This is a genomic window from Ignavibacteriales bacterium (genome assembly GCA_026390795.1).
Taxonomy (GTDB): Bacteria; Bacteroidota; Ignavibacteria; order Ignavibacteriales; family Melioribacteraceae; genus Fen-1258.
In genome coordinates this window covers 187,863-203,588 of record JAPLFG010000001.1, presented here as the reverse complement: position 1 = coordinate 203,588, position 15,726 = coordinate 187,863, and the positions used below count along the sequence as shown (strand labels likewise).

Annotated in this window: 11 protein-coding genes; 1 reads left to right on the top strand and 10 read right to left on the bottom strand. The window is 34.9% G+C overall.

Annotated features, from left to right (window positions below):
* Positions 1 to 42: 42 nt before the first annotated feature.
* From NTX65_00785 to fni, 8 genes are read right to left on the bottom strand one after another with little or no spacing between them, the layout of a single operon-like run.
* Positions 43 to 648: a hypothetical protein gene (locus NTX65_00785; GenBank protein ID MCX6167847.1), complete on the bottom strand. Its 606-nt coding sequence runs from the start codon at positions 646 to 648 to the stop codon at positions 43 to 45.
* On the bottom strand, positions 620 to 1,774 hold the full coding sequence (locus NTX65_00780; GenBank protein ID MCX6167846.1) for a PQQ-binding-like beta-propeller repeat protein: 1,155 nt from the start codon (positions 1,772 to 1,774) through the stop codon (positions 620 to 622). The genes NTX65_00785 and NTX65_00780 overlap by 29 nt, the downstream gene beginning before the upstream one ends.
* The gene (locus NTX65_00775; protein MCX6167845.1) at positions 1,771 to 4,575 is read right to left on the bottom strand and encodes a BamA/TamA family outer membrane protein; all 2,805 of its coding nucleotides are present in this window, start codon (positions 4,573 to 4,575) and stop codon (positions 1,771 to 1,773) included. Before NTX65_00775 ends, NTX65_00780 begins: the two co-directional genes overlap by 4 nt.
* Positions 4,572 to 5,600, bottom strand: a complete 1,029-nt coding sequence (locus tag NTX65_00770; protein MCX6167844.1) for a bifunctional phosphoglucose/phosphomannose isomerase — start codon at positions 5,598 to 5,600, stop codon at positions 4,572 to 4,574. The genes NTX65_00775 and NTX65_00770 overlap by 4 nt, the downstream gene beginning before the upstream one ends.
* A gap of 7 nt (positions 5,601 to 5,607) precedes the next feature.
* A complete protein-coding gene (gene ptsP, locus NTX65_00765; GenBank protein ID MCX6167843.1) occupies positions 5,608 to 7,356 on the bottom strand; it encodes a phosphoenolpyruvate--protein phosphotransferase in 1,749 nt (582 codons plus the stop codon).
* 4 nt (positions 7,357 to 7,360) lie between these two features.
* Positions 7,361 to 7,624, bottom strand: a complete 264-nt coding sequence (locus NTX65_00760) for an HPr family phosphocarrier protein (GenBank protein MCX6167842.1) — start codon at positions 7,622 to 7,624, stop codon at positions 7,361 to 7,363.
* Positions 7,621 to 8,613 carry a polyprenyl synthetase family protein gene (locus tag NTX65_00755; protein ID MCX6167841.1) on the bottom strand — a complete coding sequence of 331 codons (993 nt, stop codon included), beginning with the start codon at positions 8,611 to 8,613 and terminating at the stop codon, positions 7,621 to 7,623. Before NTX65_00755 ends, NTX65_00760 begins: the two co-directional genes overlap by 4 nt.
* On the bottom strand, positions 8,610 to 9,650 hold the full coding sequence (fni, locus tag NTX65_00750; GenBank protein ID MCX6167840.1) for a type 2 isopentenyl-diphosphate Delta-isomerase: 1,041 nt from the start codon (positions 9,648 to 9,650) through the stop codon (positions 8,610 to 8,612). Before fni ends, NTX65_00755 begins: the two co-directional genes overlap by 4 nt.
* Positions 9,651 to 9,877: 227 nt before the next feature.
* Between fni and NTX65_00745 the strand changes: the two genes are divergently transcribed.
* Complete coding sequence (locus NTX65_00745) at positions 9,878 to 11,176, top strand: MFS transporter (protein ID MCX6167839.1); 1,299 nt, start codon at positions 9,878 to 9,880, stop codon at positions 11,174 to 11,176.
* A 51-nt stretch (positions 11,177 to 11,227) separates the two neighbouring features.
* On the opposite strand, the gene NTX65_00740 is transcribed toward NTX65_00745, so the two are convergent.
* On the bottom strand, positions 11,228 to 14,374 hold the full coding sequence (locus NTX65_00740; protein ID MCX6167838.1) for a PAS domain S-box protein: 3,147 nt from the start codon (positions 14,372 to 14,374) through the stop codon (positions 11,228 to 11,230).
* 5 nt (positions 14,375 to 14,379) lie between these two features.
* Positions 14,380 to 15,627, bottom strand: coding sequence for a fibronectin type III domain-containing protein (locus NTX65_00735; protein ID MCX6167837.1), 1,248 nt, complete (start codon positions 15,625 to 15,627; stop codon positions 14,380 to 14,382).
* Positions 15,628 to 15,726: the final 99 nt, after the last annotated feature.

The following is a 15,726-nucleotide window of genomic DNA, read 5'->3' as shown; positions in this document are numbered from 1 at the left end:
ATTTCTACTGTAGATCAAAGACAATTCCAGTATCTGCAAATGTTAATCCGACAAAAATTTATAAATCAAATAACCAAAGTTAATTTGAAGAAGGCCAAAGGAGATTCCGCTGTATAGATCCAGCCGGTTAACTTCATCAAGAGTTGATTGATTCTTTGAAATGACATAATCATCATATTTTTTATCAGCACGGATCTTGTAATATGCAGCTATGCCTCCAAGTACAGCAGCACTGCCAAGTAAGATCTTAAAAGTTGCCGAGCTGAAAAAAGTATCAACCTTTTTTAATTTTCCGAATTCAAAATTTGACTGATTAATTGTAGGAACATTTTCGGGTTTGAACTCATAATTGAATAAATAATTCCGTGTGCAGTCAGTAATAATTAATGTGTCATTAATTTCTGATTTTCCCCATTGGAGCGATGATTCATTCATCCTAAGATAGTGACTTCCCTTTGTCAATTCAGTTTTAACATTGCCTTTCCCAATTAAGACGCTGTCGACAAAAACCAGCGCATTATCTTTATTAGATATGATTTCAACTTTTGCTCTGCATTCTTGTGAGTAAGTGCTACTGCACAAGAGGAACACCGAAAGGAACAATATTGCCGATTCTTTCTTAATCATTGAGCGACGTTTTATAAGCATTGATCATTCCTTTATCAGAACCGAGATATAGAATGCCGTTGTAGTATACAGGTGATAGTTTGACTCTTCTTTCAAAATCATACGTCTTTTCTATTTTCCCGGTTACTGTACTAATTAAATAAACCTTTTTATTGACATCGGGCTGAACCAGAAAATTTTTAAATAGTAAAGGAGTTGTATTAATAACACCGCTGGTTCTTGTTTTCCAGATCAGTTTACCATCTATTTTATTCAGGCAGAAAATATCTCCGGCAAGATTTCCAAAGATAATTTTAGAATTATCATGAACCGGTGTAACCATGATTTTATTTTTTGAATCGAACTGCCAATTAATAGTTCCATCATTTATATTTATTGAAAATAATCTGCCTTTATTATCACCGAAATATGAATTGTTGCCATCAATACAAATATCGCCTTCGATACCGTCACTTAACTTAGAACGATATTTAATCTCACCATTTTTCGCGGAAGCGGCTACCAGCTCACCGTTTTCATTTCCGAAAAGTATCACTTCCCCATTTGACGATGGTGAAGATTTTGAATTTACTTTTGTCGCAGTACTCCACTCTTTAGTTCCGACCAAATTATATTTAATTAGTTCGCCCAAATCTGTAAGAACAATAATCCCGTCCTTCATTTTCAGCATTTCATTCTGCACACTTCCGTTAATTTTGAACTCATTCAATATTTTCCCGTTTATAAAATCGAATATTTTTAATGTAGAATATCTTTCATTCAGATTGTTCAGAATTAGAAACATCCTAAGATTATTAATTACAGGCGCAACTGGAATGGCTCCAGAATATTTTTCATAACCAAGCTGCTTCCCATTTTCGCTATCAAAAGCATAAACTTTTCCGGAAAGATCGGTAACAAATAAAATATTCTTATAGATAACTATTGAAGTGTTGCTTTGACTTCCGCTCGTTTCTTCAGACCATTTTGACTGCAACTCTTCGTTAATTGATATATTCTCATAAAATGATCTTTCGGGATTTTTTCCAAACATAAAATAACCGGGTTCACTTGGTGACATATATTTAAATGCAATTGGTTGTGTGCAACTTATCAACCAAACTGAGACCGAAAGAAGAATGAATATTTTAGTTTGCCTGTATTTCAAAAATCCCATCCGAAGAAAAATTGATAAAACAATCCGGCTTGAAATTGCGAAAAATCATTTTCAATTTTTTTGCCGATATCATAGCGTAGAGCAATCGCATTGAAAAAATTAATACGAATCCCAGCCCCTATACTTCCTAATGTTTCTTTGTATTTAGTGTCCCATGCAGAACCAGCATCAAAAAACGCCGCTCCCCTTATCTGGAATAATGAGAGACCGAATAATGGAAAATTAATCGAGAACTGGTCTATCAACGGAAAGCGCAGTTCAATTGAAGTCAACCACAATTTTTCACCGCGGATTGACCAGCGGTTCCATCCGCGTAAATCCCAACTTCCGCCGGCAAAATATCTCCTTGCTTCTTTTCCATTATTAATAAATAGTGCAGCCCGTGCTGCAACACTGCTGCGAAGTCCAAGGCGGAAATATTTTCTGTAATCTACAATGAACGAATAAAAATTTACATTGCTGAATTTTACATCGCTTGTATATCCTAGTAGAAGTCTGAAACGTGAACCATCGATAGGACCTGTAAAAGCCCATATCGAATTATCATGAACATATGAAAGCGTATTGGTAACTAACAAAGATTTTCTAGTAATTAAATTTGCCTCAAGATCTTTAGTGGAATTAGCAATATCAAGTTCGGTTTCCAACCTATCAAATGAAGAGAAAGGATAATAGAGAGAAATGTAACCGCCGTAAACATGTTCATAAAAGAATTCATCGGACTCTCTGATGTCATATCGCCGACCGGAATAATTAAATAATCCGTAACCGTAATTCGATCTATCTTTAAGGTTAACACGCGAAATGGCAATATTGAAGTTCTCTAAGATTTCACTCTGAATTTCTGCCGAGTTCGAGATGTAAAAAATATATCTATCATCACCAAGCATATCACTCAAGGTTAATAGTGCACCACCGCGTGTTCCATAGACGGGATCGGTTATCAACTGACTTACTGCATAATCCAATGTGTATTCTTTATCGTACTTCAGACGATCTGTTTCGGATGCAATGTTAATTCTGTCGACTGTCCATTTGGAGCCAATATCATCGAAAGCAAATGAAGCATATTTTCCAACTGTAGTATTGTTTAAATCAAGCGAGTAGAATTGAAACGAAAAATTTTCGAATGCCGAGGTTATCATAGTATGTGAATCAACAAATGAAAAATCATAAACGCTAGTTAAAAAATTGGTCACTTGAATCATACCTTGAGCTTTCTTCTCTCCGTACGGAATTTTCCAGATATTATAAGTGCCGTTATAATCACAAGTGAAATAAAGTTCTTTGTAATCGGGTGAAAAATGCGGTGTGGAGATATTCGCGTTCACATTTGTTATATACGATATTTCTTTTGATGAAATATCGTACTCAAAAAGATTGTACTTTTGTTTGAAGATGCCGTCGGTACGGTCAGAAGAAAAAATAATTTTGCTTGCATCCTTATTGAAAGTTGGATCAATATCCTCGTAATAATCGTCGGTAATTCGTGTAAGATGTTTTTCTGGAAAATCATAAATGTATAAATCACTAAACCCTTTTGTATCGGTAGCCGAGAAAACAAGAAGATTACCATTTGCAGAAAAACTTGGTGCTTTAATTCTAATTAATCCATCAAACCTCAAAGTGTTAATAATTTCTTTTTCATCTATCGAATAAATATGAAGAACATCCGTCGCCTGACTTTTAGTTACAAATGAAATTAGTCCGGTGGAAGAAACTGCAATTGTGTTTTCTAAAAGATGGAATGCTTCAAAAATTGCATCCTTCTCACCTTGGATCAATACTTCCGGTTCAGCAAATTCGGTTGTATCTGCAACGTAATTCATTTTCATCAATGAAGTGTAACCGCTGTGATTCCCAATGAAATAGATCTCTTTTTTATCGCCTCGCTGAAGAAATCTTGGACCAAAGTTGAAACCGGAATTTGTGATTTTTTTTGATTTAATAAAATGTGGATAGTTCTCTTTATATAGAGGAAAATATCTTTGACGTGTTTCGTAAATCCATTTAGCATCTATTTCAGAGATCTTTTCACCGAGCGTAAATTCAAGATCATCAGAAAATTTATTGAACCGCCAGATATTTTCCATAAGAGAAAGAATTTTATCTTCTCCGTAATTTTTGCTTACAAAGTGTAAAAAATCTTGACCTTCTTTATAAACTAAATATCCTCCTAAATAGTCAAGCTCAGATAAAGGAACAAAATTTCCATTAAGCACAACATCTCGCATCACCATTTCGCCTTGCGTGTCCCAATCGCTTGACCAAAATTCGGCAAGCCCTTCAGTGAACCATAGGGGCGGTACTCGGTCGGTTGTAATTCTATGATCATTAAGAACATTATAAACCTTGTTAGTCATAAAAACATGTACCAGCTCATGGCGTATAACATGTTTGAATTGGGCAAGATTTCCGAGATATGGTATTACAACTCTTCCCTTCATAAATTCAAAAAAACCGCCGATCCCTTCGGGTAAGAAACCGGGAATTGTATTTGTCTGCTGGAAATGAGTATGTGTATTATAAAAAATGAGTGGGATTTTGTTTAAAACATAATGATTGAATTTAACCTTGTGTTCATCGAATGCTTCTTCTGCAAACTTAGCTCCAATTTCAGCGAGCTCACCGAAATCATCGTAATAGTAAATATTAAAATGCTCGGTTTTTAGAATCTTCCAGTTAAATTTTTCATATTGAACTTTATTGCGACCGAAGAAGTAAAACTGGGCGGGAATAATTTGAGGTATAAGAATAAATACCCAAATATATTTCCGCCAATTTTTTATCAAAGATGTGCCTTTAGATAGTTTATACTATTAATTGACGACGGATCAAATCCGCGCATCAATGCCAAATAATATGTTGCCCAATCGCCAAGATAAATTGAATCAATCAGACGTAATTTCGCATTAGCTTCTGTGCTTTTAACCTCGATTATTTCTCCGCCGGCTTTCCGAACCATTTCGGATGTCAATTCATATCTTTTCTTAACTTGTTGATGATAAGCGTTGTCAATAATGTTGATCAATTTAAAATTCATTGTTGGTTTATAACCTTCCCAACCTAAAATTTCATTATGATCAAGTTCCGGCAAATAACCAAAGAACGCATGCTGTTTAGCATTTTCATTGAATTGACCTTTCCAGCGAGTTCCAACTGCTGATGTATAATCACTTACAGCATAAACCAATGGTGTAAAGCCCAATATTTTTTCGGCAATTTCTAAAGCTTCATTGGTCGGTTTTGAATATTCGGTTCCTTTTCGCTTTAACAGCTCAATTGCTTGTCGTACATTTTCTGTTTGATCCGGTACTAATTTCAACGAATGAAGTGTCTTTAGCAATGTAAAAAAATTTATCCAAAGTGCGAACCTCGGTTGAAATCCTTTCAACAATTTGGCAAAAGGGATATTATTTTTTTTTGCTATCTCTTCTATCTTTCCTCCTGTTGAGACGCAAACGATCTTACATTTTTTACTAATTGCCTGGTTCAGTGCGGCGATTGTTTCTTCCGTGTTGCCGGAATATGAAGAAGCTATAACCAAAGTTTCTTCGTTAGCGTAAGGAGGTAATTCATAATTTCGATTAACAAGGTAAGGATAGTTCAGCTCCGATCTAAAAAAGTTTTGAAGGAGTTCCCCGCCGATTGCTGAACCGCCAAGGCCAGTGACAATAATATTTTTAATTTTCGACTTATCTATTGTTGAAACATCGAAATCATTATTCCACGCATATTCTATTTGTTGATACGAATTAGTTAATACTTTGAACTGATTTTCAGTATCCAATTTCGACATCATTTCTTGCAAATTCATTTTTACCTCAATATAAGTTTTTAATATGGTCTTTTTCTTTTTCATTAAAGAAATGGCGCATACGATTATTAATTTCTTTTTCAGTTTTGAAGACCAGACATTCAGCCGCAAGCATTTGCAGTTCTTTAAAATTAAGATTTCTAATAATTTTTTTTATTAACGGCACCGCCGAAGCTGAAATACTAATCGAGTCCAATCCAAGACCGATTAGTAATGGGACTGCAAACGGATCAGCAGCCATCTCTCCGCACATACTGACCATAGTTCCGGCTTTTTTACCTTCGCTAATAATGTGGTGTAATGTTCTAACAACTGCCGGATGAAATTCTTGATAAAGACTCGAAACAATTTCATTCCCACGGTCAACCGCAAGAATATATTGGATTAGATCATTCGTGCCGATACTAACAAAATCTACTTCTTCTGCAAAATCATTAATTAAAACAGCTGCAGAAGGAACCTCGATCATTATACCAACACCGATATGTTTATCGAAACCTTTACCTTCCTTTCTTAACTCTTCTTTACACGAATTAATAATTTCTTTTGATTTTTTAATTTCAAGCATTGATGTGATCATTGGTAACATTAATTTCAAATTTTTATGTGAGCTCGCTCTTAAAATTGCACGAATCTGCGACTTGAAGAGCTGGGGACTATCAAGAAGAAGTCTGATTCCGCGCCATCCGAGAAACGGATTAGGTTCTTTAAAATCAACCGGTAAAACTTTGTCTCCTCCAATATCAAAAGTACGGATAATGACAGTTTCCGGATAGATCCTTTCGGCAATAGTCTGGTAAACTTTGTATTGTTCATCTTCATCCGGGAATGCTTCATATTCTTCGAACAATTGTTCGGTTCGAACAAGTCCAATACCCTTTGCACCATTCTGATTGATTAATTCGATTTCGTCAATCAGTTCAAGATTTGCATAGAGTTGAATCTCTTTTCCATCAAGCGTAATTGCGGGCAGTTCTCGAAGTTTATTTAATTCGGTATCCTGCTTTTGTAACTGATTAATTTTCTTCTGATAGTAGTGAAGTTGTTTTTCATCCGGATTAATTAAAACTTCTCCTTTGAACCCGTCAATAATTAGCAAATCCCCTTCTTTTATTCTGTTGGAAGCATCATGCAATCCTACAACGGCGGGAATGTTAAGTGAACGGGCAACAATCGCTGCATGTGAAGTCAAACCACCAAAATCAGTCACGTAACCCTTAACGTTTACACGCGAGAAAAGAACTGTATCTGAAGGCGAAACAAATGAGGTAACAACAACAACGTCACTTGTTATTTTTGATTTCCATTTTTTCTTTTTGAGATTGCGGATGATTCTATTTTTGATATCTTCGATATCATGCGAGCGTTCTTTCATATATGGTTCATGAGATCGATTCATCAAGTCGGTATATTTGGAAATTTCATCGTTAACAATGTATTCAGGAATACGCATTTCTTTTTTAATTCTATTTTGCAAAGTTGATACTAAGATCGGATCGTCAAGGATCATAATCTGCGCATCGAAAATTGCCGCACGTTTCTCGCCCAGCTTATCAACAGCAAGTGAAAATATTTTTCTTAATTCTTTTTTGGATTTTTCGAGAGCTGTATCGAGGTTTTCAAGTGCTTCATCAATATCTGTAATCGCTTCATTTGTAATTTCTTCTTTTTCTTTCTTGTAAATGAAAGCTTGAGATATTGCTATACCGGGAGCGGCGCCAATCCCCTTCATAATATTTTCACTATCAGATTTCATTTTATTACTCGTCAAATCCTCTATTGAAATAATCGACTATTTCGTTTGAAGCCTGCTCTTCATCAACACCATCGAATATCAAAGTAATTTCAGACCCTTTTTCAGCTGCAAGAGTCATAACTCCAATTATACTCTTTCCGTTGATGTTCAAGCCGTCTTTGATTAAGAAAAATTCGCATTTATATTTCGATGCTAATTTAACAATATTAGCAGCAGGTCGCGTATGCAAGCCTGCATTATTTATTATTTTAATTTTGCGTTCAATCATTTGTCTCGATTAATTAGGATGTTCGCCAACCAATACATCAGAGATTTTCCTTCATCATTTGGCAATAGTGATAAATTTTTCAAAGCTAATTTAGTGTATTTCATTATCTCTCGCTCGGCATCTTTTAACACACCTAACTTAATATAAAGATTGCGATATTTTTCGATTTCTGATCGTTCAATTCCCTTTTTCTGTATCACTTTCAGCAGATCATATTTTTCCTTTCCTTTTGCTTTTTCCAAAGCAAGCAAAAAAAGGTAAGTTTTCTTCCCTTCAAGAAGATCGCTTCCAACAGTTTTTCCAAATTGATTCTCTTCCGCCATTATATCAAGAAGATCGTCTTGAATCTGAAATGCCATACCTAGATTTTTTCCATACTCAGAAACAATTTTAATTTGCTCTTTAGTTGCATTACATAATTGTGCACCAACAGAACAGCACATTCGAACAAGCGCTGCTGTCTTCTTGTAAATCATCTTTTCATATTCATTGATCGTTACACTTTGACGAATCTCGAATTCCTTGTCCAAACTTTGTCCCTCGCATACTTCTATTACACCACGGGTAAAAGTTGAAACAATTTCTGCGGTATGATGTTTTGAATCTTTGAGAAGACTTTCATATGCAAGAGCAATCAAACTGTCTCCCGCGAGAATAGCTGTACTCAAATCATATTTATGATGAAGCGTTGGGTGTCCGCGTCTCTTAGTTGAGTTATCCATAATGTCATCGTGAACAAGTGTAAAATTATGAAGGACTTCAACTGCTGTAGCAGCATTATATACATTTTTAAAATTTCCGCCAACTGCTTTTGCAGAAATTAGAACAAGAAATGGACGCAATCGCTTTCCACCTCCGTTTAAAATGTAAGAGCACGGTTCATATAAAGATTTTGGTTCTTTATTTAAGATTAACGCACTCAATCGTTTTTCGATTTTTACTATTTCTCTATTATAAATTTTTCCGTATCGCACTGACTCGGTATTCAAAACAAATCCTTTTTTTTAATCAACCCAACATTGGTTAGTTTTTTAATACTATCACAGTTAGTTAAAAACATAATTTTCTTCACTGTCAAAAACCAAGATTCAATTAATTTGACAACTCCTTCAACATTACTTTTCATTACATCTTGAAGAATGATTCTTGCTGAAGCACTTAGATCAGCACCCAATGCAATCGATTTGGCAATATCAACTCCATTGTAAATACCGCCGGAAGCGATCAAAGTAAATCGAAAATTACTTTTCAGTTCTTTTACAGTTCTAACACAATAAGAAGTTGGCAGACCCCAATCTCTAAAATAGCTATCCTCTTCATTTTTTCTCAATAATTCTACCGCGGCCCAACTTGTACCACCCGCTCCGGCGATATCAATTCCTTTCACTCCAATCTCTAATAACTTTTTGGCAACAGAATTGGAAATTCCAGATCCAACTTCTTTGACTATAATTGGAGTTTGAATTTTAGAACAAATTCTTTCAAGATTCTTCAAAAGTCCTTTTAAGTCCGGTTCCCCATCCAATTGTAATAATTCTTGCAGCGGGTTCAGATGGATTACCATTGCATCCGCTTCAGCAAGGTCAATAAGCGATTTTATTTCATCGATTCCATTTTTTGATTTTGCAATTTGAGATGCGCCAATATTTCCGAGTACTGGAACTTTTCCGGCGTTACGTCTAACTACTCTATATGAAGAGTGATGCTTCTTATTTTCAAGTGCCTGCCGCTGACTGCCGATACCAATTGGAATATTAAGTATTTTGGCGGTCAAAGCTAATTGTTCATTTATTTTTTCAGCTTCTTTCGTCCCGCCGGTCATGCATGAAATTAAAAACGGATAGTTTATTTTCTTGCCAATAAACTTTGTGGAAAGATCTATTTTGTTAAATTCGACTTCGGTTAGCGCATTATGTTCGAATTCGTAATTCTCAAAACCATTTGTTTTGGCTTTAAAACCAACTTCATCTGTTAGACAGAGTTGAATATGGTCTTTTTTCCTTTGTGATATTTTACTTTCAGCCATTTTTAGCAAGAATTAATTTCGGTGACAAAATAAAAATTTTTTAACTCAGATTCTCTGATTTGATTTTCGACATTTTCATCAAAATGAGAAGCATTTAACCAATTTGATTTGTAAAAAGAAGATCTATTTTTTTTCAATTATAACATCTTCTAATTTTTATAAAGATTTTTAAACAGCATTCGGTTAAATTGTTCATCAAATTATAAACTAATCACTTGGGCAAAATTATGTTGAAGAATCGATTAAACTTTTGGCAAGTTTGGAATATGAGCTTTGGATTTTTAGGAATTCAATTTGGATTTGCACTTCAAAATGCAAATGTTAGTCGCATATTTGAAACTTTAGGCGCCAGTATTGATGAAATTCCGATCCTCTGGATTGCAGCACCTGCGACCGGGTTGATTGTCCAACCGATTATTGGATATTTAAGTGATAGAACATGGGGTAAACTTGGCAGACGTCGCCCTTATTTTTTATTTGGTGCGATACTGGCTTCACTCGGGCTGGTTATAATGCCAAACTCACCTGCTTTATGGATTGCTGCCGGCATGCTCTGGATGATGGACGCTTCTATTAATATTTCTATGGAACCTTTCCGTGCATTAGTGGCAGATATTCTACCATCAGAACAGCGCACAACCGGTTTTGCCGTTCAAAGTTTTTTCATTGGGACCGGAGCAATAATTGCATCGGCTTTACCATATATTTTTACTAATTGGCTTGGAATCAGTAATACTGCACCGCATGGAGAAATTCCACCATCAGTCAGATATTCATTTTATGTCGGCGCTTTTGCATTCATATCAGCAGTAGGATGGACTGTCTTTAGAACAAAGGAATATCCCCCGGAAAATGTTGAACTATTCGAGCGTAACAAATTAGAGAATAAGGGTTTACTCAAAGGAGTTCTGGAAATTTTTAGAGCTTTTACTGGAATGCCAAAAACGATGATTCAACTAGCTTTCGTTCAATTTTTCTCTTGGTTTGCCTTATTTGCAATGTGGATTTATTCAACGCCCGCAGTAACTCATCACATATATGGTGCAAGTGATCCGACCAGTACTTTATATAATGAAGGAGCTAATTGGGTTGGAATTTTGTTTGCAGTGTATAACGGCTTTGCAGCTCTAACTGCATTTTTACTTCCTTGGATTGCCAAAAGAACCTCCCGGAAGACTGTTCATATGATAAGTTTAGTCGCAGGAGGAATTGGTCTTATCTCTTTTTACTTTATAAAAGATCCAAATCTACTACTAATTTCAGAACTTGGAATCGGCTTGGCTTGGGCCTCAATTCTCTCTATGCCATATGCAATTTTAGCAGGTTCACTCCCATCGGATAAAATGGGGGTTTATATGGGGATTTTTAACTTCTTTATTGTAATTCCACAGATAACAGCGGCAGCCATCCTTGGCTTTTTGGTAAGCCATCTTATGGGAAATGAAGCAATCTATGCACTGCTTGTAGGGGGCGTTTCAATGTTTATTGCTGCTATGCTTGTGGTATTTGTAAATGATGTTGATTAAATTTTTAAAACCGGAAAAGCATAAGAAAAAAGTTGTAGAATGAAATTCAATCTATGAGAATAAAATTCTAATTACGTCTAAAAGCTTTTCGCGCAATAATGGTTTAGAAACAAATTCCGTAAAACCAGCAGATATAAAATTATCTCGTGCCCCGGGTTGGACATATGCAGTTGAAGCTATTATCGGAATATCTTTATAACCGGGCATTTTACGAATAATTCTTAATGCATCAAGTCCGTTATACTCACCTTGTAGATTAATATCCATTACAATGAAATCAAATTTCTTAGTTTTAAGCAACGGCAATGCGCTTTCGAAACTAGGTGCAAATTCAATGCTCTTTAGATCCTTCAATTGAACTTTAAAAAGCATTTGCGAGTCGACCTGATCTTCCAGATATAAACAAGAGAGTTGAGAAAGATCCAACTGTTTTTTCTCCGAAACCATTATTTTTTCACCGGCAAGATCTTCAGCAAATTGTTTTATCGATGGTTGTGTATGCTGCTTTGTCTCAGTTTTTTTAGAAGCAACAACACTCTCAACTTCCATTTTTTCTTTGTCACCAATAACAAATTTTAGAGGAAAGATGAGAGCATACTCTTGCGGTTCCCCTTCTTTCATAATTATTTCTTTACGAACAGATAATAACTCAATTATTTTTTTTGCAAGTTTAACAGAAAATCGAGAGAAGCCGTAATTCCTTCTACTCATATTTTCATCTTCGGAAAATATTTCGGTAAACGCTTTCACCAAATAAGGAGTTATTGCATTACGTGTATCTTTTATACGGACAGCACAAAAATTGGAATCGTAGATTCCGGCAGAAAGATAAATGGAATTTTCTTTTGTTATCTGAATTGCAAATTTTATAAATAAGCTTAACAATGATAAAAACTTTGATCGATCCGTCTCCAGCATCAAAGAAGTAGATATTTTCCCGTAAGCCATTTCAACTTTTTTATCTTCTGCAGTTTTACGAGTATTTTCTTTCAGTTCATTAATAACATCAATAAACTTTATCTCTTCCGGTTTAAACTTAATGACTTTCTGTTCAAGCGTAGAATACTCAACAGCATTATCCATAACCTGTAGCAAAAGTTTTTGATTCTCTTTAATTATATCGATAGCTTCTTTTTGCTCTCCGTTCGGATCTGGTATACTATCTCCCAATTCTTGTGTAAATCCGAGGATTACATTTATTGGTGTAAGTATTTCGTGGAAAACATTCGATAGGAACGGCGGATCCGCTTTACTCGCGGAATCTTCCTGCAAATGTTTTACATCTTTAGAATTCACTGGTTCATCTATAAGTTTTATTATTAGAATAAATGAATCGATATCTCCGTTGTAATCTTTTATTGGAGCCGCTATAACTGTAGCTTTTTGAAAAGTTCCCGATGGTTTTTTAAACCCGACTTCCAGAGTGATTGTTTTAAGAAGCCCAGAATGAAAAATATTTTTATTAACCTTAGCACGATCTTCATCCGAAACTAGAGTTATAAAAGGGCGCGTCTGTAGATCTTTTTTTGAGTAGCCCAACCGCTTAGATACTGAGTCATTTATCTCAGTAATAAATCCATCTTTATCTGTGTTAAATATTGCATCACCGGAATATTCAAAGGCTGTCTCGAGAATTTGACTTCGTTTTTTAAGCTCCGCCTGTTCAGATACATTACGGACAATATTTAGATGACATTTTTTATCATTGAATTCAATAGATGATCTATTAATTTCAACCAGAACTGAAGTGCCGTCATTTTTTTTATGGCGCCAAGGCCCGCTATAACTTCCCGGTACCAACTTGCTCTCACCAGATTGAATAATCGTTTGTATGTCCTCCGGTGCATATAGATCTGTTAAATCCATATTTAAAAACTCGCCACGCTTGTATCCATATAATTTTAACGCCTCTTCATTCACTTCAAGAAACTTGAGGTTTTCTATATCGTAAACAAACATTGCTTGATGCGAGTATTGAATAATCGCATCATACATTTTTGCTTTAGCTTCAGTTTCGGAATTTTTCTCTACATTTTGTACTAAGGAAATCCTTGTGCCCGTGTATTCAAAGTTCTCGTCAAATATTTTTTTTAAATGGACTTCGACGTTTAACTGTTTTTTCTCCATGAGGACATAATCAAATACTTGATCACCGGTTAATTTTTCATCTTTCAAATAATTTTCTATAAAAGGTATTAATCCTTTTTCAAATATCTTCGTTATCTCCTGTCCGATTAAATCCATTTTTTCGCTAATACTCATGAATCGTAAAAACTCATAGGTATAGGCAGAGATTTTAAATTCCTTATCAAAGAAAATGACCGGTGAGGGAATCTCTCTAAGATAAAACTGAATATTTGTTTGGTTTTTACAGGTTAAAGATTGCTCGCTCTTTTGAGAAAAACCAATTATTGCAACCACATTATTATCCAAATCACAAAGTGGAAACTGAACTACAGAGAGATTCCGCAAAGCACCTGCTGCAATTGGAGATGAGATACTATCAATAATAACTGAATTTGTCGAACTCATAATGTATGAATCAACAGTTTTGTAAAGATTGGTTAAATATTTTGGAAGGAATTCTTCTTCTTTTTTGTTCTCAAGCTGGTTTGCTTTAAAACCAAGGGAATCAGCATATTTATCATTGACAAGTTGATAGTTGCTCTCGTTGTCTTTGATCCAAAAATATTCACTCAATTCATTAATTTCTTTTTGAATTTTAGCTTTTTCTATGAATGTAAAAGGAAATGTTAATTTTATCTTATTGATAACAGATATAATCCTTTTGTCATCAACAATTTTTTCCAACTCAGTAGATGCGATCCACAATTTATTTGTTTCAGAACTAATTCTATTTTGATTCGCTTCGTTAAAATTTACGAGGAAATAAATATTATTCTCACTTCGCAAAGGTGAGATAACAATTTCAAAACTAGTTTGACCGAGTGTTGTTTCTAATTGTATGATATCTTTAGAAATCGTCTCAAATTTTCTTACATCAATAAATATTCGCTGAAGAGTGAGTAATCTATCTTCATCAAATAGTTCGAAAAAGTTTACTTGAGCATTTGATGCAGGAATGAGATTTTTAAATTCCGGACTAAGTGCAATTATTTTTCCACCTTTATCAATGATGACCGAAGGCGTTCCGGTCAAACTCTGCTGCAAAGTATTTGTTTTAACGTTGCTAGTCATATCTGTTAGAATATTACCCTTAGACTATTCGAATATGGAGTATATGTTTTTGTTCCTAATATTTGTCTAACTCTATAGTAAGAAACTCCACTCACCGGAGCTCGATCAATGAATGAAGTTTTATCTGAACTTACATTTCCAATCTCAACAAATTCATTAGAACCGATCTGGCGTTCAATTATTGTTCCTTTAGAAAGACTTTGACTATTATCTTTCCACGATATTTGCAAACCTTCTGCAACAAATGTCGAGGCTAATTCTGACGGAGCCGTTACATCTGCATGGAATGTTGTTAAAGTTACAATGTTGGAATAAGAACTCATAGTTGTTTGAGTAAAATATGCTACACGGTAACTATACGCAGTACTAGCTGAAACAGAATTATCATAATATTCGGTTATGTTAGGACCCTCAGTAATTTTAATGATTTTAAATTCGTTCGTTGCGGGGTCGGTTCTTTCGATTTGAAAAGCTGTTTCATTTAAGGCAAAATCAACCCACTTTAGATGGACTGAACTTGCTCCAATAGCTTCAGCTTGTAAATTCCAAGGACCGTCAGGTAAAGAACTGGTACTAACAATATTGCTGGCGGAGGAGCCAGATTCATTATAAGCTTTTAAATAATAGGAATACTCCTGATACTGGGACAAGTTTCCGTCTGTATAACTTAAATTGCTCACGGGAAGACTTTTGATTTTCCTATAAGGAATTTCTACACCGTTGATGACATCTCTTCTCCACAATTCAAAACCATCTGCGTTTTTCGGTAAATAAGGATCCCATTTGAGAATTACCGAATTATTTCCATAACGAGAGAGAACCAAATTTGTTGGAGCTAACGGTACTTTATCTTTAACATAAATGTTCTCTTGCAATTTACTTTCTTTCCACTTACCGCCTAAGTTATACACTTTAAGACTATAACTTATTCTTGTATGAATTAAAGCAGAATCAACTTCCAGATAAATTGTTGGATTGCCGTCTGTAGGTTGCGAATATTTTTTTTTGAGAGTGTTATTGACATAAAGTTCGAAGTATGACAATCCCTGCCCGCTGGCGCCATCTGCAGCCTGATAGTTAATTACATTTTGTCCAACCTTTACAGTATCACCTGTCTTTGGACTAAACACATCAATTGACGGAGTAGTAGATGTTTGAGTGTCAGTTACAGATTCCACACATCCGAATAGGAAAAAGACGAGGAATAATGCTGCAATTAAATAAGTAAATATTTTTTTCTTTGGGTGGTTCATCTATTTATTTTTTTTATGATCCAAATTTAATGAATGAGAAACAGTTTTTACAGCAATAATAAACTCAATTTTTCATAGAATTACTATATCTAAAGCATA